Origin of the sequence: Paenibacillus sp. FSL L8-0340, from assembly GCF_038593145.1 — a bacterium.
In the GTDB taxonomy this organism is placed as follows: domain Bacteria; phylum Bacillota; class Bacilli; order Paenibacillales; family Paenibacillaceae; genus Paenibacillus_AQ.
This window is the reverse complement of the sequence record NZ_CP151967.1, coordinates 3,377,515-3,400,418: the sequence shown is the minus strand read 5'-3', so window position 1 is coordinate 3,400,418 and position 22,904 is coordinate 3,377,515. Positions and strand designations below refer to the sequence as shown.

Sequence of the window (22,904 nt, the reverse complement as noted above, 5' to 3'; positions counted from 1 at the left end):
CTTTAGAAATTATCCGCTACCGCCTTGTTTAATATACCGAGGCAGCGGTCAAGATCTGTCTTCACCTGCTTCTTATAGAGCCTGGCTTTTTCCTCCCCATCGGCCGTGAAATGATATAAGACAATTTCCTGGAAATCGACCTTAGGATCATTCCCCTTCAACTGCTTAGTGCGGTAAAGTATTCCTTGCTGCACCAGTTCATGGAGCGCACGGTAGATTTCACTTTGGGGAGGAGAATAGCCATGAGCTTTGAAATCTCTCCGCAAATCCTCCAGCATTTGATAACCGTATCCCTTGTGCTGTTCTACCATCGTAATCAGATATACTTTAATAAAAGCCCGCTGGGCAATCATAAATGCCATCGGCAACCCCTCCTTGTAGTGGAATGACTTTACCTGTATTTTTACAAACCTCTTCAGGAAACTCTATTAAACACTCTATCGTATATAACTCTAGTAAAGCACTATTTACCAATTTTCACAACCTGAAGCCCCTGCTTGCTTGGGGTTCACTTTTTCCTTGTTTAATGACTTAAGTGAAGAATAAATGGTGGTCATTCTCGTTGAAATGTGGGTGAGTGATTTTTATGGTTTTTCTATTGTGAATTTTTCATATGTTGAAATTAGGGTTATAGTAGTTGCTGTGATGGATGGTGCGCTGCCGCCGTGTTCAAAAACCCTTAGGCGAAGAGAAGAAAACAGCTAGGGAATAGAGTTGCGACAAGGTGGAACAGATTGGGAAGTAGGTGGAACAAAATGAAAATCACACTAACCTCAAATGGGCATGCTTATTTGAGGTTAGTGTGAAATGGTTGACTTAAATAGGTGGACTAGATTGAACTATATTGTTGTGTAACTTCTGGATTCCGCATTAGCGAGTGTGTGGCGAATTCAAAAGCATTTATGCCTCTCATTCCGTCATTTAGCCCATGTGCGGCAAATTCAGATGCATATATGCCTCTCATTCCGCCATTTAGCCCATGTGCAGCAAATTCAGATGCATATGTGCCTCTCATTTCATCCATAACTGTCGCACCGATTTCTAATGTGCTTTCTGTGCAGCATACTGACAAAGTTTCGACGCTTTTATGCGATCAAGTAGCCGCGCATGTGGCTCATCAAATTTTCGAGTGATCCACAACTTTCACAATGCATGATCTTCTATACAATAAAAAAACGGTTCTTCCGGCTTGTCAGCGGAAGAACCGTTTTTGTTAGTTCAAATATGGGGTCAAGAAGACTGATAAAGCCCCTTGCAATCTAACTTTATTTACAATCTGTTACGGTTATAAGTATCGGTTGTATCCCTGTTGTTCAAGGTGCCATCCACTGTAGGATCGCTGTAGACGTTATTGTATCGACTGGAATTCAGAGATTGGCTGCCGCTGAATACCTGGTGGATATCCCGGCCCCTGCCGTTGTCATCTACGAGAACAAGAATTTTGCCGCTGTCGACATATCCTTCATATTCCTTAGCTTCATCCTCAGGAATACCGAGACCAATCAATCCGCCTACCAGACCACCGGCACCTGCACCAATAGCTGCTCCAGTGAGTGTTGCTACAATAGGTCCAGCCGCCAGAATGGGACCAATCCCCGGAATGGCCAATGCCCCGATTCCTGCGAGCAACCCGGTAATTCCGCCTACCACACCACCTGTAGCCGCGCCTGTCGCTACCCCTTCGGGAGCCATCGTGCCTGTATCATCAGAAATACTTCTTAATTCATCGCGGTCTCTTGTGATTACTGAGATCTCGTCATTGCTGACTCCTCGACTTTGAAGCCCTTCAATTGCTCTGGTCGCTTCTTGTTCCGTATCGAAAACTCCTACAATTTTGTTAGTCACTTGAAGCCCTCCTTCGTAATTGTGGTTCGCTACATTATTACCCTTTAGCGGCTGAACCAAACAGTTTACAGGAGCAAGACTTCACAATTCCCTGAAAATTCATAGTTTTGTTATTCTGCGTACAATAGGCGTCCCTAATCAACAAGCTGCATCCGTGCAGGTCGATTCATCGTTCTTATTTGACAGGGTGTATCCGTGTGAGACGATACATCGTCCCTATTTAACCGGGTGTATCCGTGTGGGACGATTCATCGTCCCTATTTAACCGGACGGGTCCGGTTTGTAGGCGCCGCCTGCAGCGGATCATCCGGCCAATAATGCTTGGGATATCTGCCTTTGAGATCCTTCTTAACCTCGAAATAGGTACTGCGCCAAAAGCTCGCCAGATCGGAGGTGACCTGCATCGGCCGTCTCGCCGGTGACAGCAGGTGCAGCAGTACAGGAACTTGCCCCATGCCGATTCTCGGTGTATCTACCTGCCCGAACATCTCCTGAAGCCTTACTGCCAGTACAGGCGCGCCAGGATTGCTGTAATCCAGTGGTATCCGAGATCCGCTGGGCACCGAGATATGTGTCGGAGCTTCCTTGTCAAGCTTCTGTCTGCTGTTCCAGTCCAGCATTCCTTCAAGCGCCCGGCTTAAGGGAAGACGCTGAAGATCACGCAGGTTGCGCATGCCTTGGATGAAGGGCCTCAGCCATTCATCCAGCGAGCCAAGCAAGGCTTCATCCGCCACATCAGGCCAATCCGTCCGCAGTCCATGCATGAAAGCCATCCGCTGCCGCAACTGCACTGTTCCTTTATCCCAAGGCAATAGCTCCAGACCTTCTGCGGATATCACCCCCAGCAGGACATCCTCCGTCTCTTCTGCCGTAGGCCGCTCATGCGAGGTCTCTTTCAATACCAGAGCGCCCAGCAGCGTACGCCGGCGCGCCTTGACGCTTCCGCTCTCTTTGTCCCAGTAAACCTCCCGTTCCTCAGTAAAACTGCCCGCATGATGACGGAACAGCTCTTCTTCAGGCAGATCTGCGGCCAGCATGATCCGCCCCTGTCCGGCGCGGTCGTCCACGCCGGCTGCAACAATATAGGGCGAACGCGACAAGGGCTGCCCTTCCCGCATCGCCGCCCCCGGCCGCCGGCCAGCAGAAACGCGCCATCGCCGCGTTTCTGCCCGACCCGGTCGGGATAGGCGAACGACAGCAGCAGCCCTGTGGCGCTGCTGTCTCGGGGCACTTCCGGCGCGGCTTGCAGCTGCGCCAGGAGATTCCGGCTCTCGCGCTGCACCGCGCGCAAGATCGCCGGGTCCGCTCCGCCCGTCTCGGCGGAGCGCTCGAACCTAAGCAGCGCCTCCACGCGCAGCGTGAGGTCGCTGTCCGCAGCGGCGGGACCCTTGAAGAGGTCCCGCTCCTGCAGCAGCGCCGCCAGCCGGCAGGCGAGCGGCGCGGCGCCAAGCTCTGCCGCGCGCAGCAGCATATGCGCGGCACGCGGGTGCGCGCCAAGCGCGGCCATGCTGCGGCCGTGCGGCGTGATGGCGCCGCTGGCATCCAGCGCGCCGAGCTGGCGCAGCAGCGCAGCGCCCTGCGCGTAAGGCGCGGCGGGCGGCGCGTCCAGCCAGGGCAGCGCGGCAGGATCGCGTACGCCCCACAGCGCCAGCTCCAGCGCGAGCTGCGCCAGGTCGGTTTCCATGATTTCCGGTACGTTGTCGTCCGGAAGACGTAGATGCTCCTCGCTGCTCCACAGCCGGTAGCAGACTCCCGGAGCAGTCCGCCCGGCACGGCCACGGCGTTGGTCAGCCGATGCCTTCGAGACCGGCACTGTTGTCAACCGCGGCATGCCGGTGCGCGGAGAGAATACCTGCGTACGTCGCTGTCCGGTGTCAATCACCGTGCGCACCCCTTCGATGGTCAAGCTTGTTTCGGCGATGGAAGTCGCCAATACAACCTTGCGCTCACCCGGCACGGCTGGAGCCACTGCCGCATCCTGCATGGCCTGTGGGAGCTGGCCATAAAGCAGCCGCAGCACCGTCCCTTGGGGAAGCGCCCCGCTCTGCAGCTCACGTTCCGTACGGCGGATCTCCCGTTCGCCGGGCAGGAACACCAGTACATCACCGGGCTGCTCATCCAGGGCCCGGCGGACTGCCGCAGCCGCAGCAAGCTCCAGTTGCGTGGTGCCTGATCCCGGAACATAAATCGTCTCCACCGGATAGGTGCGGCCGGGACAATCCACTACCGGCGCTCCGCCAAGCAGCGCCGACACCCGTTCTCCATCCAGTGTAGCCGACATTATGAGAATACGCAGATCTTCACGCAGCACAGACTGGGCCTCCAGCGTCAGTGCCAGCCCGAGGTCAGCATGTAAACTGCGCTCATGAAATTCATCAAAAATAATAAGTCCAACATCGCCAAGCGAAGGATCGCTTTGCAGCATTCTAGTCAGCACACCTTCGGTCACAACAACAATCCGTGTGTTTTTGCCAACCTTGCTGTCCATACGCATCCGGTAGCCTACCGTCTGTCCCACACTCTCTCCAAGGCAGGCTGCCATATAGACAGCCGCTGAACGGGCTGCAAGCCTTCTGGGCTCCAGCATTAGAATACTCTTGCCAGACATCCAAGGCTCCTCCAAAAAAGCCGGAGGGGTTCCGGTCGTCTTCCCCGCACCGGGTTCGGCAATAAGTACAGCTGCTTTTTTCTTATTCAGTATCAATTTCAGGTCAGGAAGCACCTGCATAATAGGAAGCTGTTTCATCTTTTCTCTCCATAATCTGTGATTAACTTGGTATAATTGGCAGCGCATATTGCATCTATCCTGCCTAATCATCATGGGCGAAACGATCTTAAATTTCAAGATGCTTCATAAAGTTGCATTCGAACTCTCCCAACCGGATACAGATATGCCGAAAGACAACAAAATAAGCCTGCGCCCCTCCGGGCGCAGACTTATTCTTCTTCACTCAGCAGCTTCTGACGAATTTTATCGCCGTATTCCAGAATGGAGCTGCTGCTCTCCAGCCCCCGCTGCCTCAGCAGTTCCTGCAGCCGAAGTCTCTTTATGGAGAGCTTGTTCTCCAGCGTTTTCTGCTCACCGGAACCAGTATCCCCGCTATTGCGGCATGCTGCCAGCAGTTCCTCAAGGGTTACACATTCCTTACGCAGTGTGACCTCTTCCGGCAGCAGTCCGGCATTTTTCATAATCTTGAATGACATCCGCAGTTCCTCAGGAACCCCCGACAAGTCCTCCAGCTCCAGCGGCTTTCCAGACCCGGGAAGATCCTTGAATTCCCCGCTCCGCATCGCTTCCTGAATCCGCTGCTCCGCCAGCCATGACAGCATGCCCATATCGTACCGCTCCTTGTGTTCACAACCCGTTTTGCTTCTTATTTTAACACAGGCGCTACGTCATTTCATTTCTGCTTCGGTTTATGATAACCACGGTCTCCGTAGGGAGACAGCTGATCCATCCATTTGCTCTCCAGCTCAGGAAGCTGCTTTCTGTATTTGGCCAGCTCGGACACGGATGCCACAAAATCCTCCTCCGGTTTGATTTGTTCCAGAATCTCAAAACGGAAGGACTCTTCCCCGTACGCTACCCAGTCGGCCATCAGCGATTTATTGTCATGGCTGTTAATATCGAGCATAAATTTATGCTTATTCCATACGCCTTCCAGGTTAAGGCTGCTGCCTACAAAAGACTTATCGTTCTTCGTATTCACAATCCGGTATACACCCATCGGCCGATGAGAGTGGGCATAATCATAGGCCAGTTCTTTGCGTCTTGCTTTTTCCATTATTCCTGATCTCTCCTTCAATAATAAGCTCTGTCCCGGGGCACAGGCTCTATAATTTAACCCAGTAGCTGCTGCCGTCATCCTCGCGGTCCAGCAGGCCATAATCAATCAGATAGCGCCGCAGTGTGACATGATCGGGGAAGGCTTCACCCAGAATGGCGTTAACCTCTTTCTCACTGTATTTGCGGCCGGCGGCAAACCTCTTAATCAGCTGGCGAAGAATGGCGGCTTTCCGCTTCTGCTTCTTGGGAAATTCGGATAACGGGCCATCCAGTCCCTCCTTAAAATAAGTCCCAAGGATCTCAGCATTCTCCTCTTCCGTAATAGCAAAACGTTCATCGACCATGGAAGTCGAGCGCGGGATACTTACAAATGGTGAAGAAACACCCGGTTTCTCCTCAGCCAGCTCCATGACGGCAAGAAACAATTTGGCTTGCTTGACCTTCTCACGCAGTGTGAACCGGTGATTCCGCACCGTGGAAGTACTGCCGATTCCAAGCTCCTTGGCGACCTCTCCGTCACTTAGGCTCTGATGAAATGCAAGCAGCAGCCCTTTCTGCAGATCCGTCAGCCCTATAAGCTTCTTATCCATTCCGAGCAGCCAATTAAACATGGTGCCATGAACATTGGCCACATGAAGCGCAGCATACTTCTCTGCCTCATAGTAATGGTTGTCATCCTTATAGATAATACCCTTCTCATATTCTTCACCGCATACCAGACAGGTATAGATTCCCGAACGGTCTCGCGTCTCATAAATATAACCTTGCTTTAGCTCCTCAATCGAGGCATTCCAGAATTTTTCCGAAATACTGACTGAACCCTTTCCTTCCGGCAACTCAATCACCCAATCCACTTTATATAATATAGACATATTATCATTTTGTTTGTTATTTTACAACCATCTAATTAGATTGTTTAGTTTTTATTCTTGTGAAAAAATAAAAAACACCACCTTTCGGCAGTGCTTCATTCCTCTTATTGATCAGCATCCGATTCTATGAAATACCCTAGAGTGTAGCCGAGGCTTGTTTCAGCAATGCACCCAGCAGCTCATAATCAACCGTATAGCATAATATTACTTATGAGTCCGGGTCAATCCAGGCATGGACCATAACCTGTAAGTTTTACAACAAGAAAAATACAGCAAACAGCCTCAACCCTGATCATTGATCTGATCACCGTTTAAGGCTGTTTGCTGGGAAGCAGATGATTTATCACCCGCTGCGTTATGGGTTAGGACAACAGGGATTCTGCACCGTCGATCACAATCTGCGCACCCGTTATATGAATGGATTCATCCGAGGCCAGGAAAGCAACCAGATCCGCTACATTTTCCGGCTTGCCCGGTCCATCTGCGAGTGGCTGTGCCCCTTCCGGAAATTCAATTGGAATCACGATAGCTTCCATATCCTCATTAAATTCCGTGCTCTCATCAATATTGGTGGAGATCGCCCCCGGACAGATTACATTGACCCGGATTTTGAATTTGGCCAGCTCCAGTGCCGCCATCTTGGCAAAGGCTACCTGACCGGCTTTAGTTGTGCTGTATGGGGACCAGCCGAAGCTGGCGAATCTGCTGTTGCCGTTAATCGAGCTGGTGATAATGATGCTGCCTTTCCCTTTATCCTTCAGATGGGGAATACTGTACTTCAGCGTCAGGAAGGTTCCGGTCAGATTGACCGATATAGTACGTTCCCAATCACTAAGGCTGAGTTCCTCAATCGGACCCACTGCTCCGTTGATTCCAGCATTGGCGAACACAACATCAAGACCTCCGAAATGCTCAACAGTCCTGCGCACTGCTTCTTTCATCCGTTCCTCATCCGAGGTGTCTACGTCAATGGCCAGTGCACAATCCTTGCGGAGCTTGTTCAGCTTCTGCTCCAGGATCGAAGTACGCTCATTCACCAGATCAAACAAGGCTACATTTGCCCCTTCGCGCGCCATTTGAATCGCCGTCGCTCTGCCGATTCCCGAGCCCGCACCTGTGATTATGGCTGTTTTTCCAAGAAAACGCTGCTTTTTAGCTATATTTGGGCTCATATGTACACTCTCCTTCCGATTCGTCCATCTAAGTGGCTCTGTTTCAAGATTACCCAAATCGGCCTTGATTATAATCAGGTTATGCAAAATTTGTGCAAACCAGCAGCAAGTTGCACTAAAAATGCACAACAAAACAAGAGGATATGACCCGGTTGTCTCAATTAGATATAAAACTAAGCCCCACAATGTGGGGCCTGGATTCTGCACATTTAGTTTCCCAGCTGACGGACATCCACCTTCACGGTGAGCGTGCCCGATACTCCGCGGTAGACACCTTTGACCGGTACAATATCCTTGTAATCACGGCCATGCCCAAGTTTGATATAACGCCAGCTTACTTCCGCATTATTGGTGGGATCAAAACCAAGCCAGCCCGTGCCGGGAATATGCGTCTCTACCCAGGCATGCGAAGCCTGCTCGAAATTGGCATTGGCTCCCTGCAAATCACCGACAAAATGATACCCGCTAACATATCTGGAAGGCAGACCGACACTGCGGCAGACTGCAATCATCAAGTGTGCGTAATCCTGGCAGACGCCGCGCTTCAGCTTTAATGCTTTTTTCACAGTCGTGTTCACACTGGTTGCCTCGGGATCATACGTAAATTGCTCGTAGATGGTCGAAGACAGCTTTTTGGTCCACTCGTACATATCATCGGCTTCGTCAAAGGGATGCTGTGAAGCAAATTCAACCAGCTCAGGAGTCACTTCCGTATAACGTGTCGGCAAGATGAACTCAACATAGCGGTTCTGGAATTTCTCATCATTGAGCAGTCTCACCTGCTCTTCCAGCGGAAGATGCGGCAGATCGTTACCCTGTGCTTTATCTAAAGTCACTACGGTCGCCTTTGTATGGATGACCATCTCCGTATGCGGCTTATTCACGGAATAAGCATGAACCCGGTTGCCGAAGAAATCCTCGTAAGTCAGCAAATTGGCGGGGGGAAACACCTCAACCTCATGATGGTAGCAGGACTGGCGGTAATTCGTGCGCGGCGTCAGCCTGATTTCATTGACACTGTCCGTAACCGGCTCGGGATAGCTGTAGGTGGTCGTATGATGGATCTGAATTTTCATATCCGCACTCCTTCGCGGCGAAAAAAGGCGCCTTCCATCGTTTTCCCCAGTCTCTGGCATGATAACATCAGCGAATGCAGTACATCCTCGACGAGATCACCGGACATTTCTTCTTTTTCCATATAATCCAGCTCTGCTTTGATCTTTCCGGCCTGGCGAATGACTTTCTCATGCCCGGAGCCCTTCTCAGAAGTATCCAGCTCGAGTTTAGCTAAATGCTCCTCTAATTTATGGAATGAAAAGCGGATCGAACGGGGAAAAGAGGCATTCACAATGAGGAACTCCAGAATACTCTCCGGTGACATGGCATCTGCATAATACCTTCGGAAGGATTGATATCCGCTCACGGATTTCAGCACCGCCTGAAGCTGGGTATAAATCGCGTTAATATCCTTAGACTTGCACTGTACAGTGACCGCCTGCAGAATCCGCGTCGTGTTCTCTGCCCGTTCCAGAAAGCGGCCGCTCTCAATAAAATGCCATTCATTCCCCCTCAGCATGACAGACATCTCTGCCCCGAGGAACATCGCCGCCCGCTCTTTGACCTGCTGATAGAAATGATGCGGACCCCGCATAATATCCGCTACCGACTGCTCTGCGAGCCACAGATTAAAACCGTTGGCTATATCCCACAGCTCGCTTGGCAAATGCTGACGCAGAGTGCGCAAATTGTTGCGCGCTTGATGAACACAAGAGAATAACGAATTGGAATTGCCCAGATCCAGCGTAATGAAGGACAACACATCCTGTTCCGAAAAGCTGTCAAATTGCCGCAGGTATTCATTTCTGACACCGAGCGCATCAATCAGCCTTGACCATTTATTCCCTTCCGCCTGGAAGTCCGCTTCCTGTTGAATATGATAATGCACATCGATAAGCCGCGCATGATTCTCTGCCCGTTCAATATACCGGCCAATCCAAAACAAAGCCTCCGCATTACGGTTCAGCATCTTCGCCACTCCCTCATCTAACATAGTGATTCGGCATTTTATGCTCCAGAAGCCATATGCATTTCCCTCAGGCCATTACCCAGGTATCCTTGACCCCACCGCCTTGTGAAGAATTCACGACCAGCGAGCCTTCCTTCATGGCAACCCGGGTTAACCCTCCGGGAATCACATGCGGTTTGCGGTCCGCACCCATGAGCACGAATGCACGGAGATCAACATGACGCGGAGCCATTGTCCCTCCTGACAATACCGGCGCTCTCGAGAGCGACATAATCGGCTGAGCGATGTAACGGGCAGGGTCAGCGAGAATCTTGAGCCGGAAATCAACCAGTTCCTCCTTGGTAGCTTCACTTCCAATCAGCATGCCATAGCCGCCGGAGAGTGAGGTCTCCTTCACGACCATCTCCGCAAGATTATCGAGCACATACTGGCGTTCCTGCGGACGTGATAACAGGTAGGTGGGGACATTGCCCAGAATCGGCTCTTCATTGAGATAATACCGGATCATATCTGGAACATAGACATATATGGCTTTGTCATCGGCTACTCCGGTTCCCGGTGCATTGGCGATGGCAATGTTGCCTGCCCTGTAGGCATTCATCAGTCCGGCGACACCAAGCAGGGAGCTGGGCTGGAACGCCAGCGGATCGATATAGTCATCATCCAAACGCCGGTACAACACATCTACACGGCGCAGCCCATTCATTTCTTTCAGATAAATTTTGTGGTCCTGGGTCACCAGATCACGGCCTTCTACAAGATGAATGCCCATCTGTTGTGCCAGGAAAGCATGTTCATAATAAGCGGAGTTATATTCTCCCGGGGTCAGAAGCGCAATAACCGGATCTTTGGTCCTCGACGGAGATAAACTCCGCAGCACAGACAGAAAACGGTTTAAGCTATGATCCACATCCCGAATGGAGCTGGCGAAAGACAATTCGGGGAAAAGCTGATTCATGAGTGATCTGCCTTTAAACAGGTAGGAAAAGCCGGAAGGAGTACGCAGGTTGTCTTCGAGCACATAATACTCTCCGTCATGATGGCGGATCAGGTCAATGCCGGAGGTAGTGACATAAGCACCGCCGGGAACTCGCAGTCCCGCCATCTCCGGCCGGAAATAACAGTTGGAGATAATCATGCGGCGCGGGACAATCCCGTCCTTTACAATGTATTGCTCGTGGTAAATATCATGGATAAACAGGTTCAAAGCCGAGATCCGCTGGACAATGCCAGCCTCAAGCCTCTCCCATTCCCCCTTGGGGATAATCCGCGGAATCATATCGAAAGGAATCGTTCGTTCCATCGGATGATCCTGTGCCGGGTTGTACAGCGTAAAGGTTATACCTTCTTCCATCATCCGGCGCTGCAGCAGCTTCTGCTTACCTTGCAGCTCTTCAGGGCTCATCCCGGAAAACATGCGGTTCACATGTTTGTAATGAGGACGGATGCTTCGTTCACCGGCATACATTTCATCATAGAAATGCTGTAGCGGATACGGAGACAGACCGGGCAAAGGATCAAGTTTGGACATGAGCCCGACTCCTTTCGAATCATTATAATGTGTGATGTTTGTTGACAAGCTGGTTCGTAATTTGAGAATTAAGTATGAAAATATTAAATACTACTCTCATAATACGTAAATAATATTGTTCATGTCAATATATATAACAACAAAATGGAGTTTATACCCCATCTATAATCGTGGAATCGCTTCCTTTTTCATGAGTTTAGTTTTCGGGAGCACGAAAGTGAATTATACTTTGAATTGTATGCAGGTGAGCTGACAAGCAGTACTATTATGAATTTTTCATATAATGTTTTTTTAGTATAGGTATCCAAATGTAAAAGCATCCGTTCCTTCTATTTAAAAAGGGCCAGCTTTTTCACAAAAAAACCTGGGGGCAGTTGTTTTTTCACACAATCAGTCATGATAAAAGCCCTGCAGAACGTGACCGTTCTGCAGGGCTTTTATGGTAATCACAGTTCATCCTCGTTTGAAGCGCCTGCGGCGAGTTACTCCTGCGCTTCCTTCTGATCTTCGTCAGAGATCATCCCGGCGAACAGGGCATGGACGAACTGTCCGGAATCAAATGGCTGCAAATCCTCCATTTTCTCGCCCAGCCCAACCAGCTTCACCGGCAGATTCATTTCCTGGCGGATCGCCACAACAATTCCGCCTTTGGCGGTCCCGTCCAGCTTGGTCAACACCAGGCCGGTAACTCCACTTTTTTCACCAAAAAGCTTCGCCTGCGTCAAGGCATTCTGACCGGTAGTCGCATCCAGCACCATCAGCACCTCATGCGGGGCGCTGGGAATTTCACGCTGAATGACCCGGAAGATCTTGTTCAGCTCTTCCATCAGGTTGCTCTTGTTCTGCAGTCTTCCCGCCGTATCGCAAATCAGCACATCCACATTCCGCTGTTTGGCTGCCTGCACGGCATCGAACATTACTGCAGCCGGGTCAGAGCCCGCCTGCTGCTTAATGACGTCCACACCGGCCCGTTGGCCCCAGACCTCAAGCTGCTCAATCGCTCCGGCCCGGAAGGTATCGCCTGCGGCAAGAAGAACCTTTTTACCCTCCTGTTTGTAGCGGTGTGCCAGCTTGCCGATTGTTGTTGTCTTGCCGACACCGTTTACGCCGACGAACAGAATAACGGTGATTCCGTCCGGATTCTCTTTCAGACTGTTGTCGTCATCACCGCGCAGCAGCTCCATCAGTTTGCGGGAGAGGATCGGCTGCAGCTCCGACGCATCCTCAATCCGTTTCTGCTTCACTTCAGCCCGAAGCTCTTCAACAAGTGACATTACCGTATTTACCCCGACATCGGCACCGATCAGAATCTCTTCCAGTTCCTCATAAAACTCTTCATCTATTTTTTTACGGCGGGTGATGAGGTCGGATACCTTCTCAACGAAACCCTTGCGGGTCTTCTCCAGACCGTCGCGGAACTGTTTGGTAACCGTTTCGGTTTTACCGGAAATACTTTCTTTCAGTTTCTTAAAAAAACTCATGCTCTTCCTCCTCTTATCGTTAAGACACCAGATTCCCCGGTTCATTTCCGAAATACAATGCTTCCATTCAGGCAATCTCCGCTTCCTCATCCTCCAGCTTCACCGAGACAAGCTTCGATACGCCGCCTTCTTCCATCGTTACACCATACAGCACATCCGCTTCCTCCATCGTTCCTTTGCGGTGGGTAACCACGATAAACTGTGTCTGCTCCGAGAACTCGCGCAGATACTGGGCAAAGCGGACTACGTTCGCTTCATCCAGTGCCGCTTCCACCTCATCCAGCACACAGAAAGGCACCGGTTTGACCTGCAGGATGGCGAACAGCAGTGCCATAGCGGTCAATGCACGTTCACCGCCTGACAACAGCTGCAGATTTTGCAGTTTTTTGCCGGGAGGCTGGGCGACAATATCTATGCCTGTGTCGAGCATATGCTCGGGATCAAGCAGCATCAGGTCCGCCCGTCCGCCGCCGAACAACTTCGAGAAAACCGTGCCGAATTCACGGCGGATGGCATCAAAGGTCTGCTTGAAGCGTTTGGACATCTCTTCTTCCATCTCATGAATGACATGGTAAAGTGTTGTCTTGGCCTCGACCAGATCATCCTTCTGGCCGCTGAGGAAAGTATAACGTTCATGCACGCGCTGATACTCCTCGATGGCCCCCAGGTTCACTTCGCCAAGCGAAGATATACTGCGCTTCAGACGCTGCACCTCCATCTGTGCAGCCGGCACATCCTCGGGAACCGGATAACGCTGCTTCGCCAATTCATAACTCAGCTCATAATCATCGCTCAGTTTACGGAGAATGTTGTCCAGCTCAACATCAAGCCGTCCTACAGCTACCTCGGTGGAACGCAGCTTGTCCTCCACGGCCTTTAAAGCCTGCCGCTGGTCTTTGGTTTCACCTTCGGCGAGCTCCAGCTTACGGGTTAACGCCGCGCGTTCAGCGCGCGCCAAGTCAAGCGTACCCGCCGTCTCTTCTTTCTTCAGGCGGTAGTTGTTCAGATCTTCCTTCTGTTTAACCGCTTCGCGTGAATTCTCTTCGAGATCCTTCTCAATGGTCATAAGCAGACTGCGGCTCTGGCGTAGCTCTTTATCCTGTGATCCGGCATCTTGCCTCATGCGTCTAAGCTGTTCCTCCAGTGAGAATATCTCCTGGTCCAGCTTACCCTCACTTACCTTCATGCCGGTCAGCTTACCCTGGAGCTCTTCCTTAGCCGTTTCACTCGCCTTACGCTCCGATTCGGCATTGCGGATGGCCTCATGGGAATCCTTCTCTTCTTTCTCCAGCCGTGCAAGCTCGGCAACCGCCTGATTCCGGCTCTCGTCCAGACTGCGGACTTCACTCTCAAATCCGCTGCGCTCGGCACCCGCACCATCCACCTGCTCCTGAACATGGCGCAATTCCTGTTCGAGCTGCTTCAAATCACCGGAGACCCGTTGCTCCTCCAGACGTTTCTCGTCACCGTCATGGCGCAGCTGCTCCAGCTTCTTCGCAGCATTCTCCTGCTCCTCGCGAAGTTTGGCCATGCCTTGCTTCAGCTTGACAATCTGACGTTCGCTTTCTTCAATTTCACCGAACAGCTGGTCGAGCTGGCGTTTACGGCTCAGCAGGCTGTTGTTCTTCTTATGCTGGCTGCCCCCGGTCATCGAACCGCCGGCATTGACAACATCGCCTTCCAGCGTAACTACACGGTAACGGTATTGGCATTTGGCGGCGATCCGGTTAGCCTGTTCCAGACTTTCTGCAATCACGACATTTCCGAGCAAGCTGCCGACAATGCTTGCGTATTTGTCCTCATAACCGACCAGCTCACTGCCGATGCCAACGAAACCTTCGGCACCTTCCACCATACTGCGGTCGCTGCCGGTAATCTGCCGGGGCCGGATAACATCCAGCGGCAGAAATGTAGCCCGTCCCAGCTGGCGCTGCTTCAGGAAGGCAATCGCTTGACGGGAGACGGCTTCATTATCCATAACCACATGCTGAAGCGATGCGCCTAGCGCTGTTTCCACAGCCAGCTCCAGCCGTTCCGGCACGGAGATCAGCTCCGCTACTGCACCGTGCACACCGCTTAGCTGGCCTTTGCGCGCTCCCTTAAGGACCTCTTTGACTCCAAGCATAAATCCGTCAAAATCGTCCTGCATTTCCTTCATCGTCTCATGCCGGGAAACCTGGGCTTCACGCTTCTGTTCCCATTTACGGAGTCCGCTCTGCGTTTCCTCCAGCAGCTTCTGGCGTTTACTGGTCTGCTCGCTCTCCGTGATATAGGCGCCGCGCAGCGTTCCAATCTCTTTGCCGAGAGTGGCAATGGTATCCTTCAGACCCTTCTGCGAAGCAGACAGCTCCGCGAGCCGCGCAACCCATTTGCCGCTTTCTTCAACGCTGCGGCTCATCCGCCGCTCCAAGGCTTCCTTCTGCTGATCCGCGTAACGAATTTCGTTGCGGGCCTGGGCCATCAGGTTCATCAGCTCAAGCAAGGCGCTTTTCAGCTTCTCTTCCTTGCTCTGGCTAATCCCGCCGGCCACTCCTTCCAGCCGGGCTTCCTCATCTGCCAGTTGAGCGCGCAGCTCCTCCAGAGCCTGTCTTGACTGCTGCAGCTTATGCTCCAGCTCTGCCAGCTCGCGCTGTCTACCCTCTGAGCGTTCACCTACCGAGCCGAGTGTAAGCATCAATTGCTCGCGGTTGTTCTCCAGGTTGCGCTTGCGCTCCTTCAGCACTTCGCCGTAACCTTCACTTTTCTCGTTGGCTTCACTGTAACGAAGCAGCTGTTCCTGCAGCTGTTCTACCTGCGCCTCCAGCGCCCGAAGCTCAGAACGCCCGCTCTCCAGCTTAGCGTCATGGGCCGAAACGACAGTGGACAGCTCAAGCTGTTCTACCTGCAGCGTTTCAAGCCGGGCATTGCCTTCCTTCCAGGCGGTATGAATGCCTTCTATCTGGTGCACGTACACGGAGATTTCCAGCTGCTTCAGCTGCTCGCGCAGCTCCTTATAGCGGATAGCCTTCTCTGATTGATCCTTGAGCGGGCCTACCTGATCCTCCAGCTCGCTGATCAAATCATGAATCCGGAGCAGATTCTGCTCAGTTTCGTCCAGCTTCCGCCCCGCATCTTTTTTGCGAGATTTATACTTAACAATACCTGAGGCCTCTTCAAAAATACCGCGGCGATCCTCGGAACGCGTACTCAGAATTTCTTCAATCCGGCCTTGTCCGATAATCGAATAAGCCTCGCGTCCGATGCCGGTATCCATAAACAGCTCTGTGATATCCTTCAGCCTGCAGGCCTGCTTATTGATTAAATATTCACTTTCACCGCTGCGGTGCACACGGCGCGTTACTGTAACTTCGCTGAAATCGAGCGGCAGGACATGATCCTCATTGTCCAGCGTGAGCGACACCTCACCGTAATTCACGGCTTTGCGTGCATCACTTCCGGCAAAGATAATATCCTCCATCTTGCCGCCGCGCAGCGATTTGGCGCTCTGCTCACCGAGCACCCAGCGGATGCCGTCGGAAATATTGCTTTTACCGCTGCCGTTCGGGCCAACGACGGCCGTTATGCCGCGTACAAATTCCATTTCCGTTTTGTCGGCAAATGATTTAAAGCCCGCTAATTCAATCCGTTTCAAAAACATAACTCGCCTATCACCTCTGACCCATTATACCATAGCGTTCAACTCCTAAAATAGCTCTGATTCATGATGAACGCAAAGGCAGTGTGTGAGATATTAAATTGACACTTTTTAGAAAAAGTGATGTAGTAAGGGTGTGTTTTTAGATGGTATTATTTATCATTTGAGGTATTTTTGAGATATTCAAATTTCTAACGAAAAAGGGTGATTGCATTGGAACTGGGATCCGAGCGGCATGGGGAAATTATACGTTACCGCAGTGGCCATATCACGATAGAGGAAGATCTTATCGTTACGGAGCATCCGGTCACAATCAAAATAAACGGTGATGAATTCGTTACTCTGGTATGCACGCCTGAATATATCGAGGACATGGTTATCGGTTATTTGGCATCCGAAGGAATCATTAGAGGGTTCCAGGATATCAAGGCGATTTGGAGTCAGGAAGAAGAAGGTTTCGTCCACGTAACTATAGACCACTTAAGCCCATTACACCGTCAGCTATTCGCCAAGCGATATGTAACTTCCTGTTGCGGGTCTAGCCGGCATGGCTTCGTCTACATTAATGATGCCAGAACGGCCAAAATTGCGGACGGGGTACATGTGTCACTTTCTTTCGGCGATTGTTTCCGCTTAATGGAAGAGGTGCAAACCGGATCAGAGCTGTTCCACCGCACCGGTGGCGTTCATTCTGCTGCAATTTGCGATACCGGCGGGGTGCTGCTGGCCCGCAGTGACATTGGGCGTCATAATGCACTAGACAAAATTTACGGCTACTGCCTGAAGCAACATTTGAAGCTCAATGACAAAATTGTTGTTTTCAGCGGACGGATCTCTTCGGAAATCTTATTGAAAGTAGCCAAAATAGGCTGTGAAATGATTTTGTCCAAATCTGCCCCCACCGGACTAGCACTTGAGCTGGCGGAACAGCTGGGAATCACCACCGTTGGTTTTATTCGTCAGAATTCATGTAATGTGTATACCCGTCCGGATCGTATCTCTGGCTGTCCCACTTTCCCTCCTCCATGAACCTCAAATTTCAAGCACAAAACTCACTGTTCTCTATTTTTACTTTTGTTACAATTTTTTCTAGGGGTTCGCAATTGTTATTTTTTGGTTATATGATTAATCCCCTCCAGGATAGGGAGTGATGTCAACGGAACAATTGCTGGATCGATTATATGAAGAAGAATCACTGGAAGCTCAAGAGATCATTGCTGTGCTGAGGAACCCGGACCAAAATCTAAAAAAGCGGCTTCATCACCTGGCCCATCTGAAAAGAATGGAACGTTATGGCGACCGTGTATTTTTGCGTGGGCTGATCGAGTTCTCCAATATTTGCAAACAAAACTGCCTGTATTGCGGCATACGCTCCGGCAATAAGACAGTCAGCCGCTATCGGCTCCAACCTGAAGAAATCTTGGAATGCTGCTCGGAAGGGTATGAACTGGGCTATCGTACCTTTGTTCTGCAGAGCGGAGAAGACGACTGGTACACCACTAAGAAGCTGGCCGAGCTCATTACACGCATCAAAACGCTCTATCCGGATACCGCGGTAACCCTGTCGATTGGTGAACGGGATGATGAGACGTACGCTACACTGCTCGCGGCCGGAGCTGACCGTTACTTACTGCGCCATGAGACGGCCTCCCGTAAGCTGTACCAAGCCCTGCACCCGACCATGACCTTTGACAGCCGCCGGAATCGGTTGGAGGCGCTCAAGTCCCTCGGCTATCAGGTGGGTGCAGGCTTCATGGTTGGTTTACCAGGCCAAACGCCCGGAGATTTAGCTGAAGACCTGCTGTATCTTAAGGCGCTTCAACCGGATATGATCGGCATTGGCCCTTTTTTGCCGCATCAGGCCACACCCTTAAAGGACGAGCCGGCCGGAACAGTAATAAATACACTGGATATGATTGCTCTTGCCCGGCTCTTCGTGCCGAATGCCCTAATCCCTGCTACAACAGCCATGGGAACCGCTCACCCGAACGGGCGGGAGCTGGCGTTGCAAGCAGGCGCAAATGTGGTCATGCCTAATCTCTCTCCATTGACTGTACGAGCCCAATATACGCTCTACAATAACAAAATCTGTATGGGCGACGAATCCGCCCAATGCAGATTCTGTCTTGAACAGCGGATTGAAGCTGCCGGATTCCATGTGGATATGGGCCGGGGAGATAGTCTGAATCATCTATCCCGTTCTTCTGCACAGCATGTTCCATTGTAAGGAAGCCACCGAATCAGCCTGTTGTCATCTCGAAATCGAGTTGGAAGAGTCCAAGTCTGCTTGTCAATCTATTAATGAACCCAGAAAGAAGTGGATGTTCGTGAGCCGAGTTAATGAAAGTCGTCCGGCGGATTTCATTCAGGACGAAGAGATCAAAGAAGCGCTGCGCTTTGGAGAAAATGCCGGATCAGATCGGGCCAAGGTGTCCGCAATTCTTGAGAAAGCCAGACAATGTAAAGGACTGACCTCACAAGAAGCAGCTGTCCTCTTAAATGTGGAAGATCAGGAAACACTCAATGAGATTTATCAGGTATCCAGAGCTATCAAGGAGCAGATCTACGGCAACCGGATTGTATTGTTCGCACCGCTCTATGTCAGCAACTACTGTGTCAATAATTGCGTATACTGCGGTTACAAACATTCCAATTCTGAATTCACACGCAGCCGCTTAACCTCAGATGAAATTGCCCAGGAAGTTACCGTTCTGCAGTCTCTGGGACACAAACGGCTTGTGCTGGAAGCGGGTGAGGATCCCCGCAATTGTTCCATCGAGTATATTCTCGACTGCATAAAGACCATTTACGATACGAAGCTGGACAATGGCAGTATCCGCCGGATCAATGTCAATATCGCTGCAACCACATTCGATGACTATATCAAGCTGGCTGAGGCGGGAATTGGAACTTATATTTTATTTCAGGAGACTTATCATAGACCTAGTTACAAGCAATACCATCCGCAAGGACCCAAAAGTGATTATGATTGGCATACGACCGCCATGGACAGGGCCATGAAAGCCGGTATCGAGGATGTTGGTATTGGTGTTCTGTATGGGCTCTATGATTATAAATATGAAACGATAGCTATGTTAAAACATGCCGAGCATCTGGAACAGGCCTATGGCTGCGGACCGCATACGATTTCCGTCCCCCGCCTGCGCGAAGCAGAGAATGTGAACCTGGACAATTACCCGTACTTAGTCAGCGATCCGGATTTCGCCAAAATCGTCGCCGTTCTGCGAATAGCCGTTCCCTATACAGGTATGATACTCTCTACACGCGAAGACGCTGAATTTCGGGATCAGATCATCAAACTCGGCATTTCCCAGATCAGCGCAGGCTCCGCCACAGGTGTTGGCGCATACAGTGTGAACAAAGATAAAGATGACAAACCGCAATTCATGGTCGGCGATCACCGCTCCCCTATGGAAATTATCAAAAATCTCTGCCAGGACGGGTATGTGCCGAGTTACTGCACCGCCTGTTACCGGGAAGGCCGAACGGGAGACCGTTTCATGCAGCTGGCCAAATCCGGCCAAATCCATAATGTCTGCCAGCCGAACTCCCTGATGACGTTTCAGGAATACCTGCTGGATTACGCCGATGAGGAGATGCGGGCCATTGGAGAGCAGACGATTCATGACAATCTGGAGCGCATTCCCAAGGAATCGGTCAAAAAAGCGACCTTAAAGCAACTTCAGCGTATCCATAACGGCGAACGAGATCTACGGTTTTAGGCCGCACCCAATGTACGCTGTCACAAAAAGGGGGTGTTCCAGCAGCCATCCAGATGGCTTTTGGAGCACCCCCGCTTTAATATACGCATTAATGGTTATATACCCCCTCCTCCCAGGCCAGCATTGCGGACGGAAACATTTCGATGGCTCTTGGGAATACCCCCTGCATGTAGGCAATAAATACACCATAATTCACAATCGGAACACCCGCATGTTCCGCCTCTTCAAGCCTCCCCAGCATCGCCCTGCGGTTCAACATACACGCTCCGCAGTGAATGATCAGTGAATAACCGCCGAGTCCTGCGGGGAAATCGCTGCCTGCGGCATGTTCAATTTGAAGCTGCCTGCCTGTCAGTTCCCGCAGCCAGCGGGGAATCTTCACGGAAGCAATATCATCGGATTGCCGGTGATGCGTGCAGGCTTCCGCAATGAGCACCCGGTCTCCATCCTGCAAACGACCAATAGCGCGAACCCCGCGTACAAGCTGAGGAAGATCCCCCTTGTAGCGGGCAAACAATATGGAAAAGGACGTGAGCGGGATATCCTTTGGGGTATCTGCCTGAACCTTAAGAAATGCCTGTGAATCCGTGATGACCACATTTGGCTTGCGCCCCAGCGTCTTGAGTGTGTGTCCAAGCTCCTGTTCCTTGGTGACAACAGCAACCGCATCACATTCCATGATGTCACGAATGGTCTGCTGCTGGGGCAGAATCAGTCTTCCTTTGGGTGCTGCCTTATCAATCGGCACTACCAGAACAGCCAAGTCTCCGGGATTCAGCAGGTCTCCCACTAGCCGGAACCGGTCTTCGTCCCTCGGCAGCTCCCTGACGATTGCGGCTTTTAAATCCGTGATCCCAGTATTGCTGAGAGCACTGAATAGTACCGGCTTCAAATGAAGCTGCTCTTCTACCTTTGCCTTTGCCGCCACTACAGTGTGTTCCTCACCGTTACCATGCTCTTCGAGTAAGTCTATTTTGTTCAATAGTAGAATGACCGGAATCTTCTTCACGGACAGGGTCTGTAAAAGGTTGTGCTCAAATCCGGCTACTCCGTGGACAGCATCTATCACCAGCAACGCCAGATCGGTTTTGCTCAGAACCTGATTTGTTTTGCGAATCCGCTGTTCGCCCAAACTTCCGCTATCATCCAATCCGGCGGTATCAATGAGCACTACCGGTCCCACCGGCAGCAGCTCCATCGGTTGATAGACCGGATCTGTCGTTGTCCCGCTTACGGGAGAAACAATGGATGTCTCCTGACCGCCTAAAGCGTTAATCACACTGGACTTGCCGGCATTCCGCCGTCCAAAGACTGCAATGTGCATTCGTTCTCCACGCGGGGTATTATTTAAGCTCATAACATGCGCTCCTTCGTTATCCTAGAACCTTTATAAATCTCCTAATCTTCCAGGGATGCCTGGTTTGGTAACCTCCAGCGGGTGCAGAATGGCATCGATCTGCTTTTTCGTCATCAGTCCGCGTTCCAGCAATATCTCTTTTAACGGCCGGCCCGAGGCCGCCGCAGACGTAGCCAGTTCAGCCGCGGCGTCATAACCCAGATACGTCACCGCTGCGGCAGCCATGACGCCGGAGCGTTCCAAATGCTCGAGACAATGCGCAGTATCGACTTTCAACCCACGCACGCATCGCTCATGAAAGAGCCGTACAGCCCCAGTAAGAATTTCAAGAGATTCAAGCAGAGATTCTGCGATTAAAGGGGCAAAGGCATTCAGCTCCAGCTGTCCGCTGGCCGCCGCCAAAGTGACTGCTGTATCATTGGAGATCACCTTCATAGCGACTGACCCGGCCATCTCTGCGATGACCGGGTTCATTTTACCGGGCAGGATCGAAGAACCTACCTGCATAGGCGGCAGGATGTATTCTGCAATTCCGCCGGAGGGCCCGGAATTAAGCAGCCGGAAATCGCCGGATATCTTCAGCAAGTTCACCGCAGCGGCTTTGAGCAAACCTGAGACTTCCACAAACACATCCATATTCTGTGTGCCATCCATCGGAAAATCGCTGCGGCACAGCCCCATTCCGGTTAGTTCCCGCAGCTCTTCCGCAATGGCATAAATATAAGCAAGGGGGGCATTCATTCCTGTGCCCACTGCCGTTCCTCCAAGGTTAATCTCCCGCAGCCGTTCCTCCGCCTTGTACAGCCGCCACCTGTCCCGTGCAACCGCTTTGGCATAAGCACCAAAGCTTTGTCCGGCCATGATGGGCAGTGCGTCCATGAGTTGAGTCCGTCCTAACCTTAACACATCGGCGTATTCCCGCTCCTTCTCCTGCAATGCCTCCTGAAGAGAGGCGAACTCTTCACTAAGCGAGCGAAGCAGCGGAATCATCGCAATTCGCATGGCAGTGGGATACACGTCATTGGTAGATTGATAGAGATTCACATGATCTATCGGATGGATCAGCCGGTAATCCCCTTTATGCCCACCAAGTTTCTCGATGGCCAGATTGGCTATAACCTCGTTAACGTTCATGTTCGTACTCGTTCCCGCTCCGCCCTGATACGCATCCACAATAAAGTATTTATCCATCTGGCCTTGCAGAATTTCATCGCAAGCGGATAGAATACCCGCAGCCGCCTGCTCGGAAATCCCCCCTTGCCTGCCATTCACTTTGGCTGCCGCTTTCTTCACCATTACAATGGCCCGCGTGATCCGCGGATTCACCTGCCGGCCGCTGACCGCAAAATTATCCCGCGCCCTTACCGCGTGAATTCCATAATAAGCCCCACTGGGAACCGCTTCACTCCCTAAAGCATCCGATTCCACCCGAAACGTTGGATCGTCGTCCAATTGT

Annotated in this window: 16 protein-coding genes and 1 pseudogene; 3 read left to right on the top strand and 14 right to left on the bottom strand. The window is 51.4% G+C overall.

Features of this window, described 5'->3' with window-relative positions; all coding sequences use genetic code 11:
- Nucleotides 1–2: 2 nt before the first annotated feature.
- The 12 genes and pseudogenes from NST07_RS15290 to smc all read right to left on the bottom strand — a co-directional run bounded on the left by NST07_RS15290 (nucleotide 3) and on the right by smc (nucleotide 16,351).
- Nucleotides 3–362: a helix-turn-helix transcriptional regulator gene (locus NST07_RS15290; protein WP_020432045.1), complete on the bottom strand. Its 360-nt coding sequence runs from the start codon at nucleotides 360–362 to the stop codon at nucleotides 3–5.
- A 907-nt stretch (nucleotides 363–1,269) separates the two neighbouring features.
- A complete protein-coding gene (locus NST07_RS15285) occupies nucleotides 1,270–1,845 on the bottom strand; it encodes a general stress protein (RefSeq protein WP_341092820.1) in 576 nt (191 codons plus the stop codon).
- Nucleotides 1,846–2,102: 257 nt separating this feature from the next.
- Nucleotides 2,103–4,591: pseudogene (hrpB, locus tag NST07_RS15280) on the bottom strand (ATP-dependent helicase HrpB).
- 191 nt (nucleotides 4,592–4,782) lie between these two features.
- Nucleotides 4,783–5,181, bottom strand: a complete 399-nt coding sequence (locus NST07_RS15275) for a DnaJ family domain-containing protein (protein ID WP_341092818.1) — start codon at nucleotides 5,179–5,181, stop codon at nucleotides 4,783–4,785.
- 65 nt (nucleotides 5,182–5,246) lie between these two features.
- Nucleotides 5,247–5,630: a GIY-YIG nuclease family protein gene (locus NST07_RS15270; protein ID WP_341092817.1), complete on the bottom strand. Its 384-nt coding sequence runs from the start codon at nucleotides 5,628–5,630 to the stop codon at nucleotides 5,247–5,249.
- Nucleotides 5,631–5,679: 49 nt separating this feature from the next.
- Complete coding sequence (locus NST07_RS15265) at nucleotides 5,680–6,504, bottom strand: DUF2087 domain-containing protein (protein ID WP_341092816.1); 825 nt, start codon at nucleotides 6,502–6,504, stop codon at nucleotides 5,680–5,682.
- 362 nt (nucleotides 6,505–6,866) lie between these two features.
- Nucleotides 6,867–7,676: an SDR family NAD(P)-dependent oxidoreductase gene (locus NST07_RS15260; protein WP_038591254.1), complete on the bottom strand. Its 810-nt coding sequence runs from the start codon at nucleotides 7,674–7,676 to the stop codon at nucleotides 6,867–6,869.
- Nucleotides 7,677–7,885: 209 nt separating this feature from the next.
- Entirely contained in the window at nucleotides 7,886–8,752 is an 867-nt protein-coding gene (locus NST07_RS15255) for a transglutaminase family protein (protein WP_341092814.1), read from the bottom strand.
- A complete protein-coding gene (locus NST07_RS15250; protein ID WP_341092813.1) occupies nucleotides 8,749–9,702 on the bottom strand; it encodes an alpha-E domain-containing protein in 954 nt (317 codons plus the stop codon). The genes NST07_RS15255 and NST07_RS15250 overlap by 4 nt, the downstream gene beginning before the upstream one ends.
- Nucleotides 9,703–9,769: 67 nt before the next feature.
- A complete protein-coding gene (locus NST07_RS15245) occupies nucleotides 9,770–11,233 on the bottom strand; it encodes a circularly permuted type 2 ATP-grasp protein (RefSeq protein WP_342481829.1) in 1,464 nt (487 codons plus the stop codon).
- 482 nt (nucleotides 11,234–11,715) lie between these two features.
- A complete protein-coding gene (ftsY, locus tag NST07_RS15240) occupies nucleotides 11,716–12,714 on the bottom strand; it encodes a signal recognition particle-docking protein FtsY (RefSeq protein ID WP_341092808.1) in 999 nt (332 codons plus the stop codon).
- Between the two features lie 67 nt (nucleotides 12,715–12,781).
- Nucleotides 12,782–16,351, bottom strand: coding sequence for a chromosome segregation protein SMC (gene smc, locus NST07_RS15235; protein ID WP_342481828.1), 3,570 nt, complete (start codon nucleotides 16,349–16,351; stop codon nucleotides 12,782–12,784).
- 216 nt (nucleotides 16,352–16,567) lie between these two features.
- Here smc and fdhD point away from each other — a divergent pair, with 216 nt between their 5' ends.
- From fdhD to hydG, 3 genes are all read left to right on the top strand, one after another.
- A complete protein-coding gene (gene fdhD / locus NST07_RS15230) occupies nucleotides 16,568–17,377 on the top strand; it encodes a formate dehydrogenase accessory sulfurtransferase FdhD (RefSeq protein ID WP_341380366.1) in 810 nt (269 codons plus the stop codon).
- 121 nt (nucleotides 17,378–17,498) lie between these two features.
- Nucleotides 17,499–18,575: a [FeFe] hydrogenase H-cluster radical SAM maturase HydE gene (gene hydE / locus NST07_RS15225; protein WP_342481827.1), complete on the top strand. Its 1,077-nt coding sequence runs from the start codon at nucleotides 17,499–17,501 to the stop codon at nucleotides 18,573–18,575.
- Nucleotides 18,576–18,675: 100 nt separating this feature from the next.
- Entirely contained in the window at nucleotides 18,676–20,091 is a 1,416-nt protein-coding gene (hydG, locus tag NST07_RS15220) for a [FeFe] hydrogenase H-cluster radical SAM maturase HydG (RefSeq protein ID WP_341378438.1), read from the top strand.
- An 88-nt stretch (nucleotides 20,092–20,179) separates the two neighbouring features.
- Here the strand turns inward: hydG and hydF are convergent, their stop codons facing one another.
- A complete protein-coding gene (hydF, locus tag NST07_RS15215) occupies nucleotides 20,180–21,448 on the bottom strand; it encodes a [FeFe] hydrogenase H-cluster maturation GTPase HydF (RefSeq protein ID WP_342481826.1) in 1,269 nt (422 codons plus the stop codon).
- Nucleotides 21,449–21,478: 30 nt separating this feature from the next.
- Nucleotides 21,479–22,900 carry an aspartate ammonia-lyase gene (locus NST07_RS15210; protein ID WP_341092800.1) on the bottom strand — a complete coding sequence of 474 codons (1,422 nt, stop codon included), beginning with the start codon at nucleotides 22,898–22,900 and terminating at the stop codon, nucleotides 21,479–21,481.
- Nucleotides 22,901–22,904: the final 4 nt, after the last annotated feature.

Excerpts from the sequence above, each read along its gene's own strand:
- NST07_RS15290 (WP_020432045.1), bottom strand. The coding sequence starts at position 362 with ATGGCATTTATGATTGCCCAGCGGGCTTTTATTAAAGTATATCTGATT.
- NST07_RS15275 (WP_341092818.1), bottom strand. The coding sequence starts at position 5,181 with ATGGGCATGCTGTCATGGCTGGCGGAGCAGCGGATTCAGGAAGCGATG.
- NST07_RS15270 (WP_341092817.1), bottom strand. The coding sequence starts at position 5,630 with ATGGAAAAAGCAAGACGCAAAGAACTGGCCTATGATTATGCCCACTCT.
- NST07_RS15265 (WP_341092816.1), bottom strand. The coding sequence starts at position 6,504 with ATGTCTATATTATATAAAGTGGATTGGGTGATTGAGTTGCCGGAAGGA.
- NST07_RS15260 (WP_038591254.1), bottom strand. The coding sequence starts at position 7,676 with ATGAGCCCAAATATAGCTAAAAAGCAGCGTTTTCTTGGAAAAACAGCC.
- NST07_RS15255 (WP_341092814.1), bottom strand. The coding sequence starts at position 8,752 with ATGAAAATTCAGATCCATCATACGACCACCTACAGCTATCCCGAGCCG.
- NST07_RS15250 (WP_341092813.1), bottom strand. The coding sequence starts at position 9,702 with ATGCTGAACCGTAATGCGGAGGCTTTGTTTTGGATTGGCCGGTATATT.
- NST07_RS15245 (WP_342481829.1), bottom strand. The coding sequence starts at position 11,233 with ATGTCCAAACTTGATCCTTTGCCCGGTCTGTCTCCGTATCCGCTACAG.
- ftsY (WP_341092808.1), bottom strand. The coding sequence starts at position 12,714 with ATGAGTTTTTTTAAGAAACTGAAAGAAAGTATTTCCGGTAAAACCGAA.
- smc (WP_342481828.1), bottom strand. The coding sequence starts at position 16,351 with ATGTTTTTGAAACGGATTGAATTAGCGGGCTTTAAATCATTTGCCGAC.
- hydE (WP_342481827.1), top strand. The coding sequence starts at position 17,499 with ATGTCAACGGAACAATTGCTGGATCGATTATATGAAGAAGAATCACTG.
- hydF (WP_342481826.1), bottom strand. The coding sequence starts at position 21,448 with ATGAGCTTAAATAATACCCCGCGTGGAGAACGAATGCACATTGCAGTC.